Raw genomic sequence first — 24,131 nt, 5'->3', positions numbered from 1 at the left:
TTCCAAACACTAGGCATCGACAACATAGTCCAACAAGGTGCTCGTTGATAATGCATGATCCAAATAACCTATCTCACCGCCAAATGAATAGGAGTAGGCACCATCGCCCACAAACGTATTCACCAAATTGGTGTAACCATTGTCAGTAAAAGAAAGGATTGGCTCTTCCATCGCATAAGCATTTAAATCGCCCATGACTAGCACCCGATCACCCAGAGTCGCAAGATTATCAGTGATTAATGCTTGTAAGCCTGTGGCTGCTTGTGTGCGAAGTTCGTTCCAACATCCCTGGCCGTCTCCAGAGTCTGCGTTATTGCCTGTTGCACTAGAGCAGCTGCCTTTTGATTTAAAGTGGTTGACTGCTAAGGCAAAGCTTTCTTCATTGCTATTGACAATGAAAGACTGAATCAGTGGCTGACGGTTACCGTCATCAAAGGGGGACTCTGATAAGGTAATTGCAGAACCGTCCAGTGACACTACTGCAGGTTTGTAAAGAATACCCACAGCAATTTCATCGCCGCCTAAAACAGTTGATGGAGGTGTAACAAAAGCGTACTCGTTTGACCCCAATTCACTGTTAAGTGCGTCAGTCAATGTAGCTATGGCAGAATCAGATTCATAACCATCATTTTCTAGTTCAACTAGGCCTATAACGTCCGCATTAATTTCAACAAGTGCAGCAACAATCTTGTCTTGTTGGCGGCTTAGTTCCGACGCCGAAGATGCTCCTCGGCTGGTGGGGAAGCTCGGACCATTGAAGTAATTCAACACATTAAAACTTGCTACTGTTACATCACCATTGGTCAGCAGTAGTGGCTGAGATATTCTGGGGTTTGTGCGTACGCTGTTTATCGATTGTGTGGGAATGACACTATATGCCCCGAAGCTGTAGTGTAGTACACCTTCTAAATTAACAACGCTGTCACCCAATCGCAGAGTATTTGTATGTGACAAACCGCCTACAGGAAATGGCAGATTATCAAGGTTTTGTGCACTTGAACCATCATCGATAATCAGTGTATTTTGACTGTTAGCAGTGGCAAGTGCCAAAGCATCTGCCGACGATGCGACGTATTGATTAGTGGGAATCATAAGTCGTTCTGAAGAGACAGTAAACTGACCATAGCGTCCCAAGTCATAGGTATCTGTAACAACCAAAGACTGAGTAGAGCGAACAATCATGCCTTCGTAAGCTTCCAGATCAACTGCCTCATCAAACGGCATAGTAATCACTTGATCGAGTATGTAATCTCCATTGCGAACAAAGGTAATTTCTGAACCGAGTAATATCTCAGTAAGGTCGTTATATTCTGTAACTTCACCGATAAAGCTTACCGTATCACCCAGCGTGGGGAAGTCAGTCAAAGAGGCATCGTATACAAAAACGCCTTCTGACGTCATAGCGTCGCCATCAGAATCACTCGCTTCTTCTTGAACGAAGAATCCATTAAGGTCGGGGGTGACTAATGTAACAACGGCTTCAATAATCACATCGGTACCAACTAAAGGCGACGATGTGCCATTACCTTGAATTGTGCTTATCAGAGTTAGCTTGGGATCGCTTACTGGGTCGGTAGGGTCAGAAACAGAGCCGCTATGCGCACCAAAGTAATCAAACGTGTTACTCGCATAGTTGTCCCATTCGTTGGTATAAGAAAAACTAGCATCGCGAGTTGGATTCCCCTGCGTGACCGATGACTTTCTCACAAGAGTGACATTTGCCCCCCAACTTGACTTAACGCCATAGGTTCCTAAAGCATCAACGACCGTATCGTTGAAGGTGAGCTCTAAGTAGTCATCTCCATTAAAGTTAATGACTGTATTATCGGTGATAGATCCGGTGGTGAGTATGGTATCTGCGCTACCATGAGCAAAAGTTATCACAGCCCCCGACGCTAATGTACCAGTTAAATCAATGACCTTAGTTGTTGAGGTAGCACCGTTTGAATAAAGCTTTAGCGCGTATCCAGTAAGGTCGATAGTGTCAGCACTGGCATTAAATATCTCAATGGCTTTGTTGAAACTACTTCCTTCAATGTATTCGGAAATAAATAACTCGTTGCCAGAGGGGGCAACTGCGCCGGAATCACCACTGCTGCCGTCACCAGTGCCATCTCCCGAACCACCATCAGTATCGCCGTCGCCAGGATCTTGCGTCGAGCCGTCGCAATCGCTGTTGAATACCAAGGCAACCAACTCCGGTTTGTCGATAAATGGGTTTCTATTTCCCTGAAACTCGTAAACCGTATTATTGCGGTCTGATTCAAACGTATCTACCGGGTCTTCCTCATGCCATGTGAGCAAGGTACACAGGACACCATGACTCGCTTCAGACGTTGAGGTCAAACGGTTGACCAATGAAAGGTCATCCTCAGTGCCATCACTACCGTCATAGCGAGTATCCATGTAAAACAAAGCGCGTGCTACGTCGCCTTTTACCGCATCACGTGGTTCAAATGAATCCCCATCGATGAGATTACTTGGCGCTTCGCTTAGTGCGCTACCACCATTGTCAAAATCTAAGTTTCCTCTCGAACTATTCACCGAAATGTCAGTAGGACGTAAATGGTGAATATCAGTGTAAGCGGTATAAGTAGAACTCGAGAAACCATGGCTACTCGCCCAGGTGTGTTCTCGATTCCAGTTGTCTGGATCGGAAGACTGGTCGCCACTACCATTACTGAACTTTGCTAGCGCAGTGCCCTTGTAAAACAGAATGATATTGTCAGTATCGGTTGGATCTTCATCTGTTTGTGTCAGTCCAGACCACACCTCTGAGTACGACAACACATTGTGACCGGTAGAAATAATGTTCTGTGCAATAGATTTGAGGTTGTCTGCACTTTCATTATTGGCAATGGCCGCATCCAATGTCGCGTAATAGGTTGCCGCATCATAATCAGCTAACAACGCCACCGCAGTTAAATCTGGGCAGTTATAACAAGGATTTACCACGGTGCGATAGGTATCTGGTTCAGGATCACCGTTACCGCCGGAACCATCATCACCACCATCGCCGCCTCCTGTTGAAGCAGTGCCGTTGACTACCACGCTGTCTACGCGGTGCTTTTCAGCACTCGCTGCATTTTTCATGACAATCCTAACAACCAATGTACTGCCGTCAGGGATATCAGAAGTCACCGTTACTGCCGTAAAATCATCAACCAATGTATGTGAGTCAGTCCCATTGGGGTGGGTAACTAAGATAAACTCGCCACCATCGACAGAGTACAAGACGTCTAGGTAGTCAGTAGACTCTTGTGTGTCGACTTCAGAGGCTTCTACTTCTAATGATAAAGCCGAACTTTGAGAAATATCGATGCTTTCAGACTCCCAAATAGCATCGCCATCAACGTCCCTAGCTTCGAGTTGACCGCTAACAACTTTGAACCAATCTGACGTGGCAGTAAGTTGCGCACCTGAAACATCTATGGACCAGGCTGTAATACCCGTCATGTCCAGCGTTACACCTGCTGAACTCCCGGTGGCCCCTTTACCTTCCGCACTGTCGAAGTTTTCTTCCCACACTACAGCACCGCTGGCAGTAAATGCTATGGGCAGTGCCAAAATAAAACCTAATGTCGCCTTGGCGACCTTGCCTTTGCGCGTTAATAAGGGCGAGAGAGAGCCCAAGCGCTTATCTGTTTGCAACATTGTGTTTCCCTAAGATACAAAAAACTGTACGAAGGTATTAATTTATATACATAGGTATGCACAACAAGAACTTATAAAAAATAATCAAATAAATTTAATAATCTCTAAATTTCATAAACTTACCTACTTTAGATAAGTTTATTCTACGATTAACTTAAGCTTAACGCGCTTTTTTACCTAATGGTCAGTAGTTATTGGTAGCAGAATGGGCAGATATTAAATGTGTAACACACAGGGTGTGAGTATGACGACTATATTTCAATTTAGTTTAGTGACTGATATCAATAGGAATTTCAATCTGAAAACAGGTATTTGACGTTGTTGAAGTATCCAACAGCTTTATTTTACCCTTTAATTTTTGAGTGATTAGGTTGTAGGCAATGTGCAAACCTAACCCCACTTGTCCATTCCTCCGTTTAGTGGTTACAAATGGCTCAAAAATCTGATGCGCGATGCTCACATCTACTCCTACACCATTGTCGGAAAACGTTAGCACCGCGCTATTCTCTCTCACCATAGCTGCCAAAATAATTTTCGGCTCGGGTTGACTGTCAAATGCGTGATCAATAGCGTTGTTTATTAAACTATTTACGACTTCAATTAATCCTTTTTGGAAACTGAATAGCGTGATGTTGTCCTGAATATCTACATTAAAAGTAATACCTACGTTCTGTAACTCTTCTTTTCTCGCATTCCGAATATCTTCAACCACACTGTTTAAAGAGAATAAGTTCGCTTTTTCTACCGTTTGATCAATGGATAAAAATTTGAATTGTTGAATGATTCTAGCCATCACATTCATATTATTTTCAGCGAGCTTTTCAAGTTCATCAATGGTTGCCAAAGACTCATCAAGTTTGGTTTTTCTTATTTTTCCCTCGCGCACAGAAGTTTGAATTTCTTCAAGTATGTCTTTTATAGACGACAGAGCCGTAATACCAACACCCAAAGGTGTATTTAACTCGTGTGCAACGCCAGCAACGAGGCCTCCTAAAGATGCCATTTTTTAACTTCTAATAGCTCTGCTTCTTTTGTGACTTGATCTGTAATATCAGACCAAGTTTGAATAATCATGTTAGCTGCCGTGCGATTTTTTCTGAACAACCACCAGTATCCATTAATATCCCGCACCTTTATCTGAGTGCTTTTGTCTGACATATCATTGACGATTGTCACAAACTCCGCTTTGTCCACAGGAGAAACAAACGTAAACAACCCGCTCACTAAGTCTTGATACAGCTTGTCTATGTTGTCTCCAACTTTCACCAATGGGCTGTATGGTGTTATGAAAGTATCTGAAAATCGTTGGTTCACGAGGAGAATTTCTCCATGAGCATCACACAATACAAAACCATCCTGCATGTTATCGACAGTATCAACAACCCGTTGTTGCTGTTCGGTAGCCGCTTGCTGGAGCCCACCAATTTTGTTTTGTAAATACAACACCACCATTAGCGTTATCATTAAAATGACAATAAAACCCACGGCGACAAGGGATAATACATCGTTGCTGATCCCTGCGAGTTGCGAGGTGGGGAATGGGAAAAAATACGTCGCGTTCATCGCCAAATAGTGCATATTGGCAACAGAGAAACCAAATAATAGCCCCGACGTTAAAATATGTATCTTACGTAACTGGTTTAGGAAGCCCACTCGCTTTTGTTGTACGAGTATAGTTAGTACTCCAAGACCCCAAGACACGGCGATGGCAAATCCATACTGTATGGGGTCATGGGTCATATGTGCTTGCATTGACATTGCGGCCATACCGATAAAATGCATCGCGGCAATACTTGTAGCTAAAACAAGCCCGATGAATAAAATGGTGGGAAGATTGGGTTTTTGCCTACTCAGCAAGTAAAGAAAAACAATACTGCCGAAAACTGCGGGTACGATGGAAAAGAGGGTTGTTGTAAGGTCGTAGTACACTACTACGGGTAGAGTGAGCGCGAGCATTCCCACAAAATGCATACCCCAGATCCCGAGTCCCAGAGTGACGCCACCAATAATTGTCAATGTGCCCCGATTGCGCTCATTTTTACGTGCAAAGCCTAATATGCTCAGTGCACAAAACCCTGCGATAGAGGCAACTAAATATGAAACATAGACTAAGAGTAAGTTGTATTCTCCATGGAGTGCCAAACTTGCATCAATACTCCAAGAAAAATAATGCTGATGCTCCATCAGTGCTCCGTAAGGTTGTTAATTGCGCTATTGAAGTATGGCAGATTATTTCTACTCGATCTTGCAAACCAAGGGCAGAACTCCTTCAACTTTCGTTGAATTTTTTAAATTTGAAACCAAACTAAGCAGTACTACGTTATCAAACTGATGTGTTAATTCCATGGAGAGATTATGATTAATGTTAAACGCGCAGCGGTTGTACTTTGCATCACAGTTTTGGTCAGCGCTTGCTACTCAACTGCAAAAGCACCAATTACAGTTACTGATTTACAACATCACAATTGGCAAGTGATAGCCATTGATGGAACGCCATTATCACCAGATGTAGATAATCGCTTACCAAACATAGAGTTTGGAGAAAACTTCACTGTCAATGGTTTCTCGGGGTGTAACTCCTTCTTCGGACAGGGAGAGCTCATGGATAACAAATTACGCGTCGCTAATATGGGGCAAACACGAAAAATGTGTATTCCTAACGAGATGGACACTGAACAGGCAATCACGAGTACATTAGTGGATTGGAGTCACATTGAGTGGTCTGAAAAAGACATCACACTTAAGGGCAAACAACACACGCTCACACTCAAGCTTAGGGATTGGGTGAACTAATATTAATGTAAAAACAAGACCCTAAGCGGCGATCATGTTATGTTTGGCGAGTTCTGACATTTATACGTATCTATTTGCCTCTCAGTATGAAGAAATTATTCGCCGCTTTTCTACTGCTTGTTGCCTTTACTGCAACCTCGGCTAGTGAGTCTAGTCAATGCTCAAGCTGTCATTCCGACATCGTGTCACAATGGTCTTCTTCTGACCATGGCAAGGCAATGGACATCGCCACTAAAGATACGGTACTTGGTAATTTCAATAATGCTCAAGTGTCTCACCATTCACAAAAGGCGACATTCTTCACACGAGACAATCAGTTTTTTATCAGTTTCACAGAGGGTGATAACACTAGAGAGCACATGGTGAGCTATGTTTTTGGGCACTACCCGCTACAAGAATATCTCATCAAAACAGACAGCGGCCGCATGCAGGTTTTTCCCTTCGCTTGGGACAGTCGCCCAAATAACGAAGGCGGTCAACGTTGGTATCCCATATACCCGGATGAAGATATAACAAGTAACGATAGGTTACATTGGTTGCAGCCCATGCAAAATTGGAATGGAATGTGTGCGGATTGTCATTCATCGGGCCTAACTCGAAACTACGACGCCAGTACTGATAGTTTTGACACCCAATGGAATGAAATCAATGTATCGTGTCAGTCGTGTCATGGCGAGATGCCAGACCATGGTAGTAAAACACCGACTGAATCCTACAATCACCTAGATTCAGCAATGAGTAAAGCAATGGGTCAATGGCTGTTGAAAGACGGTGAAGATATCGCATCATGGCATGGTGAGCCACGAGACAATACTTTTATGGACAATTGCTTCGCTTGCCATTCATTGCGAAGTCCGCTTACCGATGGAATTTCACCCAACACTCCTTTTTTAGACCAATTTTCACCGTCTTTACTAGCGCCCCCGCTCTACCACCCTGATGGTCAAATTAAAGAAGAGGTTTATGTCTACGGCTCTTTCTTGCAAAGCAAAATGTACGAAGCTGGCGTGAATTGCTTGGATTGTCATGACCCACACACCATGAAAGTAAAAACGCAAACCAATGCATTGTGTTTGCAATGTCACAAAGCAGAAGTTTTTGACACTCCCAAACACACTTTCCATACCGATAATTCTGCTGGCGCTCAATGTGTAAACTGTCACATGCCAGAAACCATTTACATGGGCGTTGATGCAAGACGGGACCACAGTTTCTCAATACCAAATCCAAGCATCTCCATGCAAACTGGTGCGCCAAATGCGTGCACAAACTGCCATGAAGACCAAACGAATGAATGGGCAGATTCCCACGTGACCCAATGGCACGGAGAATCTCACTCGCTGTCATTAATGGAAAGACGCTATATTGCATTCATGCACGGTGAGTCTATTTCTCAAACCCATGCATTTCAGCTTATCTATAGTAAAGAATTACCGGTAATAAAACGTGCAACCGTTATCGCTTCACTCCCTCGTGTAGTACCTGCACTAACCGACGGTCAAATTCGTCGATGGGTGAACTCACAAGAACCGTTAATTCGGTTAGCAACCGCGCAAATTGGTATGCTACTCGCTCCTCAAGAACGGGTTAAAAGTTATAAAACTCTACTCAATGATGAATTCAGGGCCATAAGAGTAGCGGCGGCCAACCAGTTAGTGGGTCTTGGTCTAAGAGATACAAGCTTCAACGATGCATTCAATGATTTACTCAAATCCAATGATGTCAGTCGTTGGCGGGGTGAAGGTAACTTAAATCAAAGTTTATTGAGCTATCAATCGGGTGACGTATCAGGGGCCATTAAGCTATTACAGCACGGTATAGAGGTGGACCCCTTCTTCGCTGCAAATTATATTAATTTAGCAGATCTACTGAGAGCACAAGGCGACTTCCAAGCTGAAGCAGAGTTGTTTGCTTCGGCTGTTCAAGCACTTCCCAATGATGGTGTCATGCAATATAGCTACGGTATGCATTTAATCAGAAATAACAAAAAGCAACAGGCTATTCATGCATTTGAACGTGCTGTTGAGCTTAATCCAGAAGAAAGCCAGTACTGGTACATCTATGCCCTCGCTCTGGACAACGTGGGTAAAACAGCTGATGCAGTGAAAGTGCTTCTGTCATCACTTGACGTTGGTGTTTCCCAGCAAAATGTTGAGTTAGGGCTCAATTTCGCGCAAAAAGCAGGCGACAGACAAGCATTCTCTCGTTTTTCACAGCACCGCTAAAGCGGTAATAATGTTTGTTAGTGTGTTATTAACTGGGCCAAAACACTAAAATATTACAAAAAATACATAATTACGCTACATTTCACTGGAAAATAGTTCCCAGTAACCTACGTTTATAGTGCACACTAAAAACTGGAGAACGTTATGAAGTTGAATCGAATTACCTTGCTGATAGCAGGTTCGATCGTAGCGTTAGGGATGACATCAACGAACGCAAGCGCCGAAGTTCGCATTAATGGATTTGCCTCAATTTACGGTGGTATCACCACCGATTCAGATCAAGATAACTTGTTTGGTTACGACGATGATATTTCGTTTGATTCTGAGTCGTTGTTTGGTCTGCAAGTATCCGCCGACATTTCAGATAAGCTCACGGCTACAGCACAGCTGCTAGCTCGTGGCGAAAATGATTATGATGCTGATTTTGAATGGGCATATTTAACCTATTCATTCAATGACGAGATGAGCTTATCCGCTGGCCGCATCCGAATACCGCTGTTTATGTACTCCGAGTATTTAGACGTGGGCTATGCCTACCCTTGGGCGCGCACTCCACAGGCAGTGTACGACGTTAACTTCAATAATATGGATGGCCTTAGGTTCAACTACGCTACCAGTTTGGGAATGTGGGACGCCGAGCTTCAAGCCGTTTATGGTAAGTTCGATGGTGATTTAAATATTGGTGGTGTGCCTACGGCATCTACCCTAGAGAATTTCGCAGGTCTCAGTGTGGATCTAACCTATGACTGGTTCACGGTTCGTGCAAGCTACTATGCAACGTCGGTAACCATAGGTGCTGACGTATCTGCAATACAACCATTTTTTGCGCTGCAACCTGAGAAGTACAATGACATAGTGATTGAAGAAGACACTGGCACATTTGGCGGCATCGGTGCTACTGTCGACTACAATGACTGGATATTAGGTGTGGAATGGGTGACTTACACTGTTGATGATTCAATTATCCAAACGACAGATGCGGCGTATGTCACCATTGGTAAACGTTTTGATTCATCAACTATCATCTACACCTATAGCTTCCTGGAGGCCACAAACGATACTTCCGCCGTATCAGGTATTCCCGCGACACTTTGTTTAGCACCTAATCCTGCAGATCCCACCCAATGTGCACTGTTAGCCAGAGATTTTGTGGCTAATGACGTGTTCTTAGCTGAAGTGGAAAACGACAATCACAGCGTAACCTATCGATGGGACTTTAATCCGGCAGCGGCGCTAAAAATTTGATTACACCTACAAAGAGTATTCGCTACGAGATAATCTTCCATCTGACGACAGTCAGGGAGTGTTTACCGTTGGCGTTGATTTGGTTTTCTAGAGGATATTTGTCATGAAAACACTAGCTTTTATTTTACTGACGCTTTTCAGTTCAGTTTCAATGGCAGAGATTGCGGTTATTGTTCATCCGTCAAACGCAAGTAACTTAGACGACTCTTCGATAACGCGTATATTTTTAGGCAAGGCCAAATCCTTCCCAGATGGTTCACAAGCCATTGCGGTTAACCAGTCAGAAGGAAGTGCTGCGACTAACTATTTCAATGAAAATTTGGTAGGAAAGTCTGCAAGCCAACTTAAAGCTTACTGGTCAAAACTCGTCTTTACTGGAAAGGGAACACCACCGCAAGAGGTTGCCAGCGATGCTGAAGTCATTGAACTTGTGTCTAAAAACCCAAGTCTAATTGGCTATGTAGACGCAGCTTCAGTTGACGGATCGGTAAAGGCCATCATTACTTTTTAAACTCTGTTGCCCGAGCCTTCTCGCTCGGGCAAATTCTTTTCTGTGTACCGTGACAAACGTTCTAGTTTGTCTTAAATCCTAATTCGAATTGCGCTAGACTCCCCTCAAAGTCTTCACCGAGCACCTCATGTTCACTTACAAATCTTCTTCGATTCGCACGTTATTCATCTCAACTGCAGTAGCGGTAATGCTTTCACACAATAGCGCTGCTGAGCTCACCTCATTCCCCCACTTACCAGAAGCTGTGGCTAACAATGCAATTGCACGAGTATCGACAGACAATGGATACGCGTTGCTCTCTTTTATGGGGCTTGGTGCTAAAAAACGACTACACATCGGTTCACAATCAGGCATGGATATTACATTCTGGCGAAGATAGCTGGCAGTCCATATCACCCGTACCTAGTTCGATAACACCAGAGGGCCGGCTAGCCAGTATTGCTGTTGGTGTGAATGGCTACGCATATCTATTTGGCGGATACACGGTTGATAGAGATCACAATGAAATATCATCTCCAGATGTATTTCGTTACCACCTCAGTAACGACTCGTACACAAAACTTACTCCTATGCCTGTGCCTGTGGACGATTCAGTAGCGCTGGTTTATAAGCACCGCTATATCTATCTTGTCAGCGGTTGGCACAATGACGGTAACGTAAATCTGGTTCAAGTGTATGACACTGAAACCGATACATGGCAACAAGCCTCTCCGTTTTTAGTCCCTCCTGTATTTGGCCACGCGGGGGTTATTGTTGATAACCAAATAATTGTGTGTGACGGTGTAAAAGTCATTGCACAAACAGAAAAACGACGCACATTTGCCCCGTCGCCTGAATGTTTAATGGGAACTATCGACCCAGACAACCACTTAAAAATTAACTGGCAGAAAGTTGAGCATCCAACTGGCGTTGCGCGATATCGAATGGCCGCAGCGAGCTATCAAGACAATGCTATTTTCATCGGTGGCTCAGATAACCCCTACAACTATGATGGATTAGGCTACAACGGTGAACCTTCAATGCCATCCAATCAGGCATGGCTGTTTAATTTCGAAACCCGCAATTGGGAAGTAAAAACCTCTAACCACGCAACTATGGATCACAGGGGTCTTATCAATATTGAAGGCACGTTAATCACTATTGGTGGTATGGAAAGCGAACAGCAAGTTAGCAGTAAAGTGACTATTCATAATATTGAATAGTCACTCTGCGGATAATCTACGACGCCTTTCTAGTTAACAAGCCTTTCATGTCTGCGCGATATCTCCTGAAGTAACCTTTGATATCTTCCAAAATGAGATAATTCATAGGCACGACAAACAAGGTAATTAGCGTAGCGAACAATATTCCAAACCCTAGGCTCACCGCCATGGGTATCAAGAACTGTGCTTGCGTCGATTTTTCAAACAACAGTGGCATTAAGCCAGCAAACGTCGTTAACGACGTTAACAACACTGGTCTGAACCTTCTGCCACCCGCTTCATACACGGCCTTCTTAACACTCTCTCCGGCCAATCGTCGTTGATTGACATAATCAACTAACACCAACGAATCATTTACCACCACACCTGCAAGTGCAAGCATACCCATAAAGCTTAGTAACGTAAGATCGAGTCCCATCAACCAATGCCCTAGCACGGCGCCAACCATACCAAAAGGAATTACCGACATCACTATGATGGGCTGTGAGTATGACTTAAATGGAATAGCCAGTAGCACGTAAATCAATAAGCAGAGTCCTAGGCCGCCAATAAGTAATCCTTGAGATGATTCTCGCTGATCTCTGGCCTCACCCGCCAACTCGTAAGTCACACCTGGGTATGCATTAATATTCTCCGCAAGCCAGGTATCAAGCTCAGAGACCACCAGTGACATATCCGCATTCTGTTTATCAAAATCGGAAGTTACCGATAATGTACGCTGGCGATCGATTCGAGTAATTTCTGTTGGGCTTAACCCCGGATAAACATCAGCGACTTGCCAAAGTGGTACTTCCTGATTGGGTCCAATGCGGATCATCATCTGCTCAAGGGTTTCAATAGACTGCCTTGCTTCCAGTGGATAACGAACCATGACCTTTACTTCTTCACGTCCACGTTGAACGCGCTGCACCTCAAAACCGTACACCGCCTGTCTAACTTGCCCCGCAACCGTGTTGAGATCGAGACCGAGTAAACGGGCCTCTGGCTTGAGTTCTAATTGAAGTTCCTCTTTACCGTCAGACAATGAATCTTCAATATCAAACACTCCCGCATATTCGGTGAGTTTTTGTTTCAGCTTTTCACCAAGTTCACTCAATGCCTCACTGTCTTTACCTTTAAGTTCAATATCGATGGGAGAGCCGCCCCAACCACCAATTTCAGCGCGATAGTTTAATTGTTCAGCACCCGGTACTTGACCGACACGTTTACGCCATTCATTGACGATTTCTTGAGTTTCAACATCAATAGTACGGTCTTCAGGTGGCACGGTTTCAACACGCACTCGCCCAGTAGTGGCATTGCGACCACCACTCACAGAATAGATGTTGCGGATAACCGACTCGCCCGTATCAGGGTCGCGATACATATCTCGCAGGTCTTGAGCGTGCTTAGTCATCGCACGAACAATACTGTCTGTACTTTCGAAAGCGGTACCTGCTGGCATTATGACATTCGCGGTAGCGACTTCACTTTGCACTCGGGGGAAGAAGATGAACTTGGTATGCCCACTCATTAAGGTTCCCATCACCATGATAAAGCAAGCGACCATTGCCATCAGTGTGGCATATCTCCATCGCATGGCGTGTGCTAACGCAGGCTGATAAACACGCGCAATCAATACTTCTAACGACCTCGCTATTTTTTGTTGAAGTTGCGAGAGCTTTGACGTTTTTTCTGATTGAGGGCGTACGTGTTTAAGATGGGCAGGTAGTATTAACTTAGACTCCACCAAAGAGAACAGAAGCACGGGTACAATAACGAAGGTAATTGACGCGTACCAAGCTCCTCGCCCAGACTGAAAAGCCAATGGAAGAAACGCAGCTGCGGTGGTTAATATGCCGAAGGTGACGGGTACCGCTACTTCTTTGGTCCCCTTGATTGCCGCTTGCAGTGGCTCCTCGCCTCTTTGCAGATGAGAATAAACATTTTCACCCGTGACTATGGCATCATCAACGACGATCCCTAGCACCAAAATAAACGCGAATAAGCTCATCAAATTAATGGTTACGCCAAATACAGGCATGAACATAAAGGCACCGAGGAAACACATGGGTATTCCCAAACACACCCAGAACGCTACTGCGGGTCGCAAAAAAAGCGCTAACATAGCAATAACCAGTAATGCCCCTTGCCAAGCACTCTGGGTCAAGGTAGCCAAGCGAGCTTTAATAGGTTCACTTCTGTCTCGCCAGTAAGCCATATTGAGCCCCTGCGGCAGTTGGCTTTGTTTTTGGTCAATGTAATCACGTACCGCTTCTGTGATTTCAATAATACTCTCACTACCCGTACGGAACACTTCAATTTCGACGGCGGGCACCCCATTGAATCGCGTGCGCAAAGGGGTTTCTTCGAATTCATCCTTAATGTTTGCAATATCACCAAGTCGAATCATGGTGCCGTCTTGTGTCGTGATTATTGGTAAACTAGCGTATTCACTGGCGGTGTACGCTTGACCGCGGCTGCGAATGAAAATCTCTCCGCCCTCAGTGCGCAAATTCCCCGCCGACACATCTCTAGCATTCAGGCGCAATACATTTGCCACTTGCTCCAACGATAAATCGTATTGCCTCAATGCCCATTCTGGTATTTCTATGGATATTTCAAAGGGCAAGGTGCTGCTTAAACTCGCTTGGGTGACCTTGTCTAATTGGGAAATTTCATCTCTGACGTCTTCTGCAAGGCGGCGCAGAGTCACCGCATCATAATCACCGTACAAAACGACCCCGATGGCATCTTGTCTGAATTGAGGGACCTGAATGAGTAGATTTTCCGCATCAACAGGGAAATTATTGATGCCGTCGACCCTTATTTTTACTTCATCTAACAGAGTGCGCACATCGTAACCATCCATAGCTTCAATGGAAACAGTAGCACTACCCTCACTACTCGTTGACGTCAACGTACGAATGCCATCTAAATCCTGTACTGCCTCCTCTATCTTGATTGTTATCCCTTCCTCAACTTCCTGCGGAGAGGCACTGGGCAAAGACATAGTCACATTGACATTGTTTATTTCTATGTCGGGAAACATATCTACAGCAACTTGAGTTTTCATTACGTAAAACCCAACTAACATGACCAACACCAGCAGTATGTTGGCGGCAACATCATTTTTAGCGAACCAAGCTATCATCCGTTGTTTACTCCGCTGTACCGTTATTGTTGCCTACAGAATCGCCTCGTTCTACTCCCGCACTACCCACGGCATTGCTTGGCCTGCGTCTGTTCTCTGAAGGCACAATATCTTCCATTGAGCGCACTCGCGTGCCATTAGGTAAGTTTGCTGTAGGTGTTAAAATAAGCGCATCTGATGGTGATAGCACAGAAAGTTCACTGTTTATGCCGGTGAGCATGTCGTCATTTGAGATAAGACTATTGGCAACAACAACGACCTCACTGTCTGTCCATAACGGTGAAACTTGAACTTTCTGCAAAATACCCTCTTGAGCGATACTTACAAAGAAATCTTGCGATACTGCGCGGCGAGGGATGACAAAAACGTCGTCATAGCGATGCCCTGCCACTTTTGCTCTAACAAACTGTCCAATGCGAATGGCAGGTCTCTCATTCGTTGATACAAACGGTGCCTCCACTTGTGCTACGGCATAGAGCATACGTGTCGCGGGGTCGAAAGCTCCCTCCGTACGTACTATTCTTGCGTTCCACTGATAGGTTCGGCTCCCCATGTCACTCTCAAGCACTACCATAGGTCCGTTATCTGCTTCAGATTGACTTTCAGGAAGCGACAAGTGCTCCAAGTCATGAATTTTTATTGGTAATCTAACTTCGACCACGTCGGTATCATAGATATCAGCGATCCCTTGTCCCGGCGATACTACCTGACCCACATCTACAGTTTGGCTTAACACTCGACCATCAAAAGGAGCGATAATTTTCGTTCTCTCTAAATCAGTAATAGCTCTTGTTAGTCGAGACTTGGCAGCCTGCCAAGCGGCTTTTGTTGCCGCTAGTTGGGGTTCTCTTAATGCGAGCTTGCGAGCCGCTTCACTGGTAGGTCTTTGGTTCCATTCTTGAGAGGCAAATTCAGCTTGCGCAACCTCTTGAAGGTACGCAAGTTCAGCTTCAGCGGCTGCCGAGGCTGCTACGTCAACTTCTACCTGATAATCTCTGTCATCGAGTTCAACTAAAACCTCACCCTTGCGGAAACTCGCTCCAGTACGAATATTTGGCGACACCGACACTACGCGCCCGTTAATCTCCGACACCAATAAGCTCTGGGTTAGTGCTTCGGCTGTGCCGTACGAATCTACCCAAACGCTGTAAGATTGTGTTGATAAAGGTGTGGTTTCCACCGCCACGCTTGGCGCAGGTCGATCGCCCCAACGGTTTGCCGATGGCTTAGAGCCAAACAGTGCTGAAACCACCAAAAAAGCAATCACCAGTAAAGCCAACGTAACAAGTCCGTGGATTAACCAAGGGGCGGGTTTTTCATACACATTTACCGGTGTATTTTCAGATTTGTCGTCGGCACTGGAGCCCATACATCTATTCCTCTTCGTGAATTTGAGCGCTAAAACATTTACAGGTTATATGTTTAATCAGTTTCAGCGTAAGACATTTACAAACATTTACGCTACTTACCAAAGAAAAGCTCAATTACAGATTTAGACTGATCAATGTCAGCAACTTTTATAGCGACGATGGTTAACGTAGAGCGTTGTGATTAAGTTCGATCGTCAGCATTTTTTACACTCTGATGAATACAAAATCGCAATATTTTGTTTTGATGACGTTTTTTTGATGGCGTTTATTTTGCTTGATTGACGAGTTGCTTAAGCACACTAATCAATTACGATTGACTAAAAATAAAAAAGAGGATGACTGAGATGTCGTATCACCCACGTAAAATGCTGTTGTTAATCTCGCTGGTTTTGTCTTTTCAGGTGAATGCTGCTTTCATCCGTGCAGATACTGCCGTTGCGTCGAGCGAATATAATCTCTCAAATAGTGGATTTAATGGAGAGGCGTTAAATACGATTAATGGCAGTGGTATGCCTAGCGGGTTTGACCAAACCGACGTGCATTCCGCCTATGTTTCGGGTAACCATTGGACAACACAACCTTCAGACACACTGCGCTCAATCACATGGGGTTTTAATACGGCGACCGCGATAAGTGGTATTTACCTATGGAATCATCAGTCGTCATCCCCGGGGATTATCGCTGCAAATGCTGGTTACGATGTCACAATGTTCACCCTTACGCTACTTGATAGCACCAATGGTGTCGTCGCTCTTTTTGAAGATGTATCTCTTGCTGTGGATAGCAGTTTAGCGAGCTTCTTCTCTTTCGGTGCTCTCTTCTCTGATGTGACTTCTGTGCGATTTGATATTACTGCCACACAAGAACCAACTACGCTATACACAGGTATTGCAGAAGTTGGTTTCGAAACCGCTGCGGTAAATGTAAATGCGCCTTGGACATTAACTTGGTTTTGCTCGGCAGTTTAGCTATCGGCTACAGAAGACGAATTTCATAACATTAGCGACTAAGCGCTGACAGCAGCCACTTTGAATTTATCAACGTAACCAGACAATTGGTTCGTTGTTAACTCCAAAGCATCACAAGCTTCAGCGCTGGTTTCTACTTGGCCAGTTAGCCCCACAATATCCGTCTTAACGTCGTGCACGCGACTGTTTATATCACTTGCGACTGCACTTTGCTGTTCCGCTGCAGCAGCCACTTGGCTGGACATATTATTGAGATTATCCAAGGATGACTTAAGCACATTAAAAGCTTGCAAGCTATCTACAGCATCGCTAACTGCTTCTTCTCCCCGTTGTTTAAGTATCTCTACACCGGCACTAGCCTCTCTTGCTCCGGCTTGAAGTCCCTCAATCTGTTCGCGTATTTGTGCCGTTGAATCTTGCGTACGCTTTGCAAGTGACCTGACTTCATCGGCAACAACGGCAAAACCTCTTCCCTGCTCTCCTGCCCGGGCAGCCTCAATGGCGGCATTTAGCGCGAGTAAATTGGTCTGTTCAGCAATAGATTGGATAACCTCTAACACATTGCCAATCACTTCACTTTCTTCATTTAAATTGAGTACTTGACGTTGAGTCGAAACTAACTCGGTCACAAGGTTTTCCATCTTAACTTTGCTCTGCTCAGCACGTACCGCCATATCAACAGAGCTACTGTGTGCACTATTTACCGCAATGGCACTTTGCTGAGTAATGCTGGCGACTTCTTCAATCGAGCTACTCATTTGCGAAATCGCCGTCGATACAGAATCCGTCGCAACGGTCTGATTGCTAGCCGTTTGCTTACACGCTACAGCTGCGGAACTCACCGATGCTGTGGATACAAGTAAACGAGTGACTTCCCGTTTGATGCCGTCTAACGCCTCGTTAAAGCTCGATTGCATCGTGTTAAACGCACTCGTTAACTCACCGAGCTCGTTCTTTCCGTTTGCAGACAAACGAAAGGAAACATCCTTGTTAGTGGACACATACTGAATATCGGTCACTAGCTTGTTTAGTGGTTTGGTAATTGAGCGAATAATGAGTAGTGAGACCACGCCAATCAGAGCGAGCACAACCACTAGTAGTCCGAACTGCACATACACAATGGTTTGAGCAGATTGAGCTTCGCGCTGTGAAATACGGCGTATTTTTTCTTCCACAAAAGTAATAATTTCGCGCAATTCATTCAAATTATCGGTAGATATCTCAAACCACTCATCGGGACCCATCATCGGCTCCTGACCTCCAGAGTGAAGTAACTTCTGTCTGAGTTTTTGAATTCTTGTTTGGTTCTCAGAACGAATATGCGCCTCATATTTCTCAACAATATCCGAAGATGCGTAAGCGTAGAGCCGCGATTGCGCATCTTGAATTTGTCTAAATACGCCTTTGTTGTTTCCGTGAGAAGTGTAATCAATGTCCTCACGGGCAAAGGTTCGGATTTTTAAACTCCGTTCTATTGAGTAGATGTAATCCAACTGGAGTAGCGCCGCATACGTACTGATCGCCAACGACAAATCTGGATTTTCTGCAGCAATGGGGTTGATAGTATTTATCACCCTAATGGTAGAGCGAATCGCCATGCCGTAACGATTTAACACCCAGTGACCTTGCTCATCTTGGATACGATTTTGGTCGACATAATCTCGTGCTTCTAACTTATGCGGCAGTGCTTCTGTAAGTTGAGCGATTGCGGCCTTCATCGCCGGTAGTTGTTCGATAATATCTTTATTGTTCGCAACAAACTGGGTGTATCTGGACAGCGTTGTATCTGTCGTTTGGCGACTTTCACGCAACGGCGGAATGTACTGTTTGCCTTCACTCCCAACAGGGTCTCCTCTTACTACACCGAAAGAGTAATCTCGTTCAGATTGCAGAGCTCTCAGTAACTTCCCCGTCTCTTCTGCAACTTGCATAGCAGTGTGCATGGTATCCAACTGACGAAGGTTTTGCTGAGCTTCAACGACTTGTTTGAGTGCGAGGAACGCAATGATCAGAGCGGGTATAACCGCTAAAAGAATAATCTTTGTTTTAATTCGTAGGGCGTTAAATATGGACATCTTTTATTCTTATCATTATAAACATATGATGTATATAATTAACAGATGTTGAAAATTTCCGCAACACAGTTTTAACGATATTGTTGACAATATAAGAGTGACGCTAAATGAAAAAAGCCAAACTGATGAGCAGTTTGGCTTGGTATTCAAGATGATAGGAAGTTTTGATTAGAACGAATAACGCACAAATAAACTTAAGGCATCGCTGTCTGAATATTTAACGTATTCCGTACCCACGCTTACAGCATCAAAGGTATAGGTAGCACCAAGGTGATAGGCTTTTTGATCATCACCTTCATCAATATCAAGCTTTTGATATTCTAAGCCTGCATACAAGTTAACATCTTGAGTTAAGCCGTAATGTGCGTAACCACTCACGCCATAATACTTAGTATCAAAACCAATAGATTCGTCACCATTGCTCAGTTCAACATCAATGTCGCCATAATTGGCACGGACATCAAAATGGACCTTGTTAGACATAGGAATCACATAACCAAGCGATGCATTCCAACGTGATTCGTCAAAATCAACACCCGAAAAGCTATCATCCAAATCGCGGTAGCGAAGCTCACCAAAGAAGTTACTGCCAAAGCTTTTACTGCCGCGCAGTTCAAAGCCTTTTAGGTCAAACTCATCAATATCTGAATACTCAGATTTAACCACACCATTCAATTGTACAAAGTCATAATCTTGTGCTGCGAAGGCTGAAGACGCCATTGTCATTGCGCCAACAAGTGATAGAGATGCCAAGATTGTTTTCATAACGTTTCCTTTTGTTTAAAACTTCATTTTTAAAGTTGGGTACAGTGTAAGAAGCCAAAGGTGAACGAAAGGTGAATTATTTCTGCGAGTTTACTGAAGAAATGCCTAGCAGATATTCAGTTAGCTAAGGCGGAAAGGAATGCCTGTCAGTTGAGTTTAATCGGAAGTTTGAACTGCGTTGAGAGGGAGCGAAGGACTTTTTACAGCCGTCTGAGGCATGGATGCCGAAGCCGAGCCCACACGGACGTGTTCACGGCGTGCAGTAAAAAGTCCTTCGCTCCCTCTCCCGTATGTCAAGAATACTGCAGGCTCAACTGGCTGGCTTTTCCCCGACTGAAAGCGTTTGATTAATCGATAGTTCGGTAAGAGTTTGTTCGTATCCGTCGCGCCATCGAACATGAACTTTTGTAATATGTGTTTCTTGTCCAGTACCGAAATGCGTTAGGTTAAGCAAGCTTTGAGAGTGATTTGCGCTGCTAGAGCCGATTAACTTGTAGTGAGTTTCTGTATCAGTGATTACCCAAATTTTTGCGCCATAAGGATCAGTGCCCTTGGGCGAATATCCCACATTGATTTGAACGTAGTTGTTCGACGACTGGGTCTGGTTTTCATAAAGGTGCCATTTTCCGTTGTCATCATCACCACTCAGAATATCGACTTTTCCATCTTGATTGTAATCAAAGGCAACGCCACCATCACCGTGTGAATCTTGTCCGATTTCACTGGTAGCACCGTGCTCTGTCATGACTTCAAAGCCACCTTCACCAGTATTGAGTAGCATGAGATCTGCGACTCGCGCTTTTAATTCACCAAAGCGATAAACGAAGAAATCTTCATAGCCATTGTTATCAAAATCACCGGTGGTAACTCCCCACGTGTTTGTATTAGAGGCTTCGGGAAGCCTGTGAGACACATCAACCAAAACACCATTATCATTTCTTAATAACACATCAGGTACCGATAATACTTGAGGTGTCCATGGTGCTTGATATCTCGACACCCCATGAATAGACGCGCGAATATCCCAAGCAAGGTTGTCTTCTAACATCCACTCAAATCGCCACTTATTATTGCCCATATAGCCTAAATACCAACCCGTTTTGTCCACTAACTCGGGGAAACCTTTTGCATCAGTTTGAGCAACAGCTAGTGCCTCTGAAGGCGTAACGACTTGTTTTTTGTCCGCACCTAAAAAGACAGGCATGAATTCGAGCAAATTAGCGCGCGGAAAGTGGTAAAAATCGGAGAGCAAGAGTTCACCTTCCGCGAACAGCGTAATTCCATCATGACTTTTCGAACCTTGATCTCTTAAGTCTAGCCGTCCCTTTTCCTCGTCAAAACTCACAGCATTATTCGCAATGGTGTAATAGAGCTTGCCTCGCGCGAGGTAATAATCGAGATCGCCATCGTTATCAATATCGGCCTGAGCAACGGTAATGGTGCCCTCGTAGCCGTTACTGTCGCTTGGAAGCACCTTTTGAGTAACATCAGTAAAAGTAAAGTCACCGTTTCCTTGCCATACGGTAGTTTTGTCGTAGCTCGTAAAGGCGATAATGTCTAACACATGATCGTTGTTGAAATCGGTAATCAATACTCGCTCAGCCTCAATATCTTCAAAAGCGGGGCTGGGCACATAACGAAAGGTACCATTACCATTGTTTTCAAAAAGGATGTTTCTCGGTTGAGACTCCTTCACCATTTTGGCGGCATTTACTTGCATGAAATCTAAATCGCCGTCGTTGTCTATGTCGACCCATCGAACGCTTCTTCCTCTGGCGCCCAAATCACCAATTCCTGCTTCCTGGGTCACGTCAGTAAACGAACCATCATCATTCCTAAGAAGACGTTGAGGCTGAGGAGTAAGGCCGTTACCGCCGCCAAGGGAGAGTAGAACATCATTGTCCCCATCACCGTCATAATCACCCGCAGAGATACCGTGTAAATCAACTCGAGGATAGATGTTGGTGATCTCTGTGTATGTGTTGTTCTCATTCGCCATGAAAAGTTGTACTGGCGTAGTGTCATGGTTTGTCAGCAAAAAGTCATAGCGGCCGTTGCCATCAATATCTGACACTGAGGGGCCACCATACTTCCAATTACTCTCGGTAACCAGTTCCACCTGTGCTGAGACATCTACAAAAGAGACAGCCGAGCTAGGTTCAACGCTTAGGGAATCGTTTGTTTGTGCGCAGCTGACTGCTAAGCCAGAGAGGAGCAGAAGTATCGCGCTGCTCTTTGTCTGTATATTCATTCTCGTAATGCTCCAAACCATTGAGGATGAATATACTATTTTAGAAAACTGTTAATTGTCTACAATATTTTTATATTTGATTTACATTGCAACAAGGTAATTCGATACCCGATTAAACTATAAAGTTTGGCTTATAGGTTCAGCTAGATATATGCCTTGCACGATACTCATTTGGCGTTTCTCCCGTCCACTGTTTGAAGCTTCGAGAAAAATTAGAAGGCTCGGTAAAGCCTAGAAGATAAGTTACCTCGGCAATACTGCGTTCGGCCCCTTTTAGATAGGAAGTCGCTAGCTCTTGACGGATCCCCTCCAATATGGCTTTAAAAGAGGTGTGTTTCTCCGCTAGCTTACGCTGAAGCGTACGTGTACTCACGTGGAGTAATTTAGCCACGTCGTCTTGAGAGGGCGTGCCTGAGGGCATTAAATCGATGACTATGGCGCGAATCTGACTCAAGACATCTGCTTTGTCGTGAACTTTCAAATAATCAATCACTACCTGATCATTCACGCGGGCAAGCTCTTCGTTTGCACTAGGTAGTGGTTCTCTTAACACCTCCTTGCTGAAATAGAGCCGGTTTTCCTCGCCGTTAAAGGTGATTTCACAATTAAAGAAATCAGTGAACGCTTCCCTATTTTTTGGCGTGTTACGATGAAGCTCTACCCGAGACGGGCTAAATTGTGCACCTTTAGTAAACCGACACAGTTGAACAAACAAAGCCATAGCGGCATCCAGCGACGCAGGTGCTGCAATCCCCTTCCCTACTGGCAGTTTGTACCACACACAATAGGTTGCTTCCTGCTCTTCCAACACCACTTCTCCGGCAGTTGAAATAAGCCGGTAATAACGCACTAAGCGATTAAACGCATCTAGAAGTGTATTACTCGCTATCCAAGAAAAACCAAGGCCATGTAGGGTCATAGGATTTGAATGGGCAGTAAATCTAATTCCAAAGCCATCATCTTGCGTAACTTGCTCAGCCATTCGCCACAGCTTCTGCAAAGCCACAGACTGAACCCTGTCTTGGTTGGAATTTGGCGTGGGCGTATTCAATCCAACTTGCTCAAACAAAGGCGCGGGATCTATGCCATAACTTTGAATAGTCTGGAATAAGGTTTGGGGAACACCACCTATGGTAGTGACATTTTGCTGCACCAAAGGCTCCTAAACAATTTGGCTGAATTAGATAAAACGTTGGCGCAAAGTGATTAACCTGTCAAGGCGTTCGTCTCCTACTATTACACCAAGCCAAGCAACTTCTTTTAACCGTTTGGCAACTTTAGGAGCACGATCATGAAAATTATCACAGTCACCATACTCGCTTGTTGTTTGATTTTTAGCGGATGTGCAGCACAAACTGCCCAACTCACTGCGGAGGTTGAACAAACCAATGTGACGGGATTACAAACTGTAGACCAGTCTAAGTTTGACAGCGTGGAAACTCTGCCGAGTTTTGAACGAAGTGCACCCACTAAAGTGTACGTACAGTTACTCGATCTGAATAGTGTTGAAATACATGAAGGCTATTCATCAAGGTATAGCAGAACACAAGACTGGACGTTGGAGGAATCTGACAAATACAAGTTACAAGACATATTCGCAGACGCCGTTGCCTATTATTTTAACGAAGAAAATGGGTATTACTTAGTCCCCACTGCGCAAGAGGCAGATATTGCTATTGCGCCACGCCTAACCAAAATACGCCCGTACGCGCCAAAAGATGACATTCATAGTCGACAAATGAATACGACGTACTATACCGAAGGCACAGGAGAGCTGAGCATCATAATAGACGTAAATCAGGATGAAACGCTTGTCATGCGGGTTGAAGACCGAAGAGAGGCTGGACAAATGTGGGCCCAGAATAACCGGATAACGAATTTGCACAATGTTCGGGTGCTATTCAAAACCTGGGCACGCAACTTAGAACGCATGTTTTAG

17 protein-coding genes are annotated in these 24,131 nt (G+C 44.5%); 8 read left to right on the top strand and 9 right to left on the bottom strand.

Annotated elements, in window-relative coordinates; translation table 11 throughout:
* Positions 1 to 9: 9 nt before the first annotated feature.
* The 3 genes from EYS00_RS19340 to EYS00_RS19330 form a co-directional block, all read right to left on the bottom strand.
* Positions 10 to 3,654, bottom strand: coding sequence for an ExeM/NucH family extracellular endonuclease (locus tag EYS00_RS19340; RefSeq protein ID WP_130639561.1), 3,645 nt, complete (start codon positions 3,652 to 3,654; stop codon positions 10 to 12).
* 268 nt (positions 3,655 to 3,922) lie between these two features.
* Entirely contained in the window at positions 3,923 to 4,657 is a 735-nt protein-coding gene (locus tag EYS00_RS19335) for a sensor histidine kinase (protein ID WP_130639560.1), read from the bottom strand.
* Positions 4,645 to 5,838: an MHYT domain-containing protein gene (locus EYS00_RS19330; RefSeq protein ID WP_130639559.1), complete on the bottom strand. Its 1,194-nt coding sequence runs from the start codon at positions 5,836 to 5,838 to the stop codon at positions 4,645 to 4,647. Before EYS00_RS19330 ends, EYS00_RS19335 begins: the two co-directional genes overlap by 13 nt.
* A 171-nt stretch (positions 5,839 to 6,009) precedes the next feature.
* Between EYS00_RS19330 and EYS00_RS19325 the strand changes: the two genes are divergently transcribed.
* The 6 genes from EYS00_RS19325 (at position 6,010) to EYS00_RS19305 (ending at position 11,630) form a co-directional block, all read left to right on the top strand.
* Entirely contained in the window at positions 6,010 to 6,447 is a 438-nt protein-coding gene (locus EYS00_RS19325; RefSeq protein WP_130639558.1) for an META domain-containing protein, read from the top strand.
* Positions 6,448 to 6,533: 86 nt separating this feature from the next.
* Positions 6,534 to 8,672, top strand: a complete 2,139-nt coding sequence (locus EYS00_RS19320) for a tetratricopeptide repeat protein (protein ID WP_130639557.1) — start codon at positions 6,534 to 6,536, stop codon at positions 8,670 to 8,672.
* A gap of 144 nt (positions 8,673 to 8,816) precedes the next feature.
* Positions 8,817 to 9,917, top strand: coding sequence for a hypothetical protein (locus tag EYS00_RS19315; RefSeq protein WP_130639556.1), 1,101 nt, complete (start codon positions 8,817 to 8,819; stop codon positions 9,915 to 9,917).
* Between the two features lie 103 nt (positions 9,918 to 10,020).
* Positions 10,021 to 10,428: a phosphate ABC transporter substrate-binding protein gene (locus EYS00_RS19310; protein ID WP_130639555.1), complete on the top strand. Its 408-nt coding sequence runs from the start codon at positions 10,021 to 10,023 to the stop codon at positions 10,426 to 10,428.
* 127 nt (positions 10,429 to 10,555) lie between these two features.
* Positions 10,556 to 10,807 (top strand): hypothetical protein, encoded by a 252-nt coding sequence (locus EYS00_RS21290; protein WP_373995582.1) that lies wholly within the window; start codon positions 10,556 to 10,558, stop codon positions 10,805 to 10,807.
* Complete coding sequence (locus tag EYS00_RS19305) at positions 10,743 to 11,630, top strand: Kelch repeat-containing protein (RefSeq protein ID WP_373995581.1); 888 nt, start codon at positions 10,743 to 10,745, stop codon at positions 11,628 to 11,630. The genes EYS00_RS21290 and EYS00_RS19305 overlap by 65 nt, the downstream gene beginning before the upstream one ends.
* Before the next feature lie 16 nt (positions 11,631 to 11,646).
* Here EYS00_RS19305 and EYS00_RS19300 read toward each other — a convergent pair whose 3' ends face one another.
* Positions 11,647 to 14,763 carry an efflux RND transporter permease subunit gene (locus tag EYS00_RS19300; protein ID WP_130639554.1) on the bottom strand — a complete coding sequence of 1,039 codons (3,117 nt, stop codon included), beginning with the start codon at positions 14,761 to 14,763 and terminating at the stop codon, positions 11,647 to 11,649.
* Between the two features lie 7 nt (positions 14,764 to 14,770).
* The gene (locus EYS00_RS19295; RefSeq protein WP_130639553.1) at positions 14,771 to 16,132 is read right to left on the bottom strand and encodes an efflux RND transporter periplasmic adaptor subunit; all 1,362 of its coding nucleotides are present in this window, start codon (positions 16,130 to 16,132) and stop codon (positions 14,771 to 14,773) included.
* Positions 16,133 to 16,477: 345 nt separating this feature from the next.
* Here EYS00_RS19295 and EYS00_RS19290 point away from each other — a divergent pair, with 345 nt between their 5' ends.
* On the top strand, positions 16,478 to 17,101 hold the full coding sequence (locus EYS00_RS19290; RefSeq protein ID WP_130639552.1) for a hypothetical protein: 624 nt from the start codon (positions 16,478 to 16,480) through the stop codon (positions 17,099 to 17,101).
* Between the two features lie 38 nt (positions 17,102 to 17,139).
* Here EYS00_RS19290 and EYS00_RS19285 read toward each other — a convergent pair whose 3' ends face one another.
* The 4 genes from EYS00_RS19285 to EYS00_RS19270 all read right to left on the bottom strand — a co-directional run bounded on the left by EYS00_RS19285 (position 17,140) and on the right by EYS00_RS19270 (position 23,345).
* Positions 17,140 to 19,176, bottom strand: a complete 2,037-nt coding sequence (locus tag EYS00_RS19285) for a methyl-accepting chemotaxis protein (RefSeq protein WP_130639551.1) — start codon at positions 19,174 to 19,176, stop codon at positions 17,140 to 17,142.
* A gap of 168 nt (positions 19,177 to 19,344) precedes the next feature.
* Positions 19,345 to 19,941 (bottom strand): porin, encoded by a 597-nt coding sequence (locus tag EYS00_RS19280; protein WP_130639550.1) that lies wholly within the window; start codon positions 19,939 to 19,941, stop codon positions 19,345 to 19,347.
* Between the two features lie 310 nt (positions 19,942 to 20,251).
* On the bottom strand, positions 20,252 to 22,192 hold the full coding sequence (locus tag EYS00_RS19275; RefSeq protein ID WP_130639549.1) for a CRTAC1 family protein: 1,941 nt from the start codon (positions 22,190 to 22,192) through the stop codon (positions 20,252 to 20,254).
* Between the two features lie 139 nt (positions 22,193 to 22,331).
* Positions 22,332 to 23,345 carry an AraC family transcriptional regulator gene (locus EYS00_RS19270; protein WP_165399439.1) on the bottom strand — a complete coding sequence of 338 codons (1,014 nt, stop codon included), beginning with the start codon at positions 23,343 to 23,345 and terminating at the stop codon, positions 22,332 to 22,334.
* Positions 23,346 to 23,483: 138 nt separating this feature from the next.
* Here EYS00_RS19270 and EYS00_RS19265 point away from each other — a divergent pair, with 138 nt between their 5' ends.
* On the top strand, positions 23,484 to 24,131 hold the full coding sequence (locus EYS00_RS19265; protein WP_130639547.1) for a DUF3313 family protein: 648 nt from the start codon (positions 23,484 to 23,486) through the stop codon (positions 24,129 to 24,131).

It is taken from the genome of Alteromonas sp. KUL49, from assembly GCF_006538345.1.
Taxonomy (GTDB): Bacteria; Pseudomonadota; Gammaproteobacteria; order Enterobacterales; family Alteromonadaceae; genus Alteromonas.
Note: the sequence above shows the minus strand (reverse complement) of the source record. Positions and strands in the feature narration are given on the sequence as shown.

Excerpts from the sequence above, each read along its gene's own strand:
- EYS00_RS19310 (WP_130639555.1), top strand. The coding sequence starts at position 10,021 with ATGAAAACACTAGCTTTTATTTTACTGACGCTTTTCAGTTCAGTTTCA.
- EYS00_RS21290 (WP_373995582.1), top strand. The coding sequence starts at position 10,556 with ATGTTCACTTACAAATCTTCTTCGATTCGCACGTTATTCATCTCAACT.
- EYS00_RS19275 (WP_130639549.1), bottom strand. The coding sequence starts at position 22,192 with ATGAATATACAGACAAAGAGCAGCGCGATACTTCTGCTCCTCTCTGGC.
- EYS00_RS19330 (WP_130639559.1), bottom strand. The coding sequence starts at position 5,838 with ATGGAGCATCAGCATTATTTTTCTTGGAGTATTGATGCAAGTTTGGCA.
- EYS00_RS19295 (WP_130639553.1), bottom strand. The coding sequence starts at position 16,132 with ATGGGCTCCAGTGCCGACGACAAATCTGAAAATACACCGGTAAATGTG.
- EYS00_RS19285 (WP_130639551.1), bottom strand. The coding sequence starts at position 19,176 with ATGTCCATATTTAACGCCCTACGAATTAAAACAAAGATTATTCTTTTA.
- EYS00_RS19280 (WP_130639550.1), bottom strand. The coding sequence starts at position 19,941 with ATGAAAACAATCTTGGCATCTCTATCACTTGTTGGCGCAATGACAATG.
- EYS00_RS19320 (WP_130639557.1), top strand. The coding sequence starts at position 6,534 with ATGAAGAAATTATTCGCCGCTTTTCTACTGCTTGTTGCCTTTACTGCA.
- EYS00_RS19300 (WP_130639554.1), bottom strand. The coding sequence starts at position 14,763 with ATGATAGCTTGGTTCGCTAAAAATGATGTTGCCGCCAACATACTGCTG.
- EYS00_RS19325 (WP_130639558.1), top strand. The coding sequence starts at position 6,010 with ATGATTAATGTTAAACGCGCAGCGGTTGTACTTTGCATCACAGTTTTG.
- EYS00_RS19315 (WP_130639556.1), top strand. The coding sequence starts at position 8,817 with ATGAAGTTGAATCGAATTACCTTGCTGATAGCAGGTTCGATCGTAGCG.
- EYS00_RS19290 (WP_130639552.1), top strand. The coding sequence starts at position 16,478 with ATGTCGTATCACCCACGTAAAATGCTGTTGTTAATCTCGCTGGTTTTG.
- EYS00_RS19265 (WP_130639547.1), top strand. The coding sequence starts at position 23,484 with ATGAAAATTATCACAGTCACCATACTCGCTTGTTGTTTGATTTTTAGC.
- EYS00_RS19335 (WP_130639560.1), bottom strand. The coding sequence starts at position 4,657 with ATGGCATCTTTAGGAGGCCTCGTTGCTGGCGTTGCACACGAGTTAAAT.
- EYS00_RS19340 (WP_130639561.1), bottom strand. The coding sequence starts at position 3,654 with ATGTTGCAAACAGATAAGCGCTTGGGCTCTCTCTCGCCCTTATTAACG.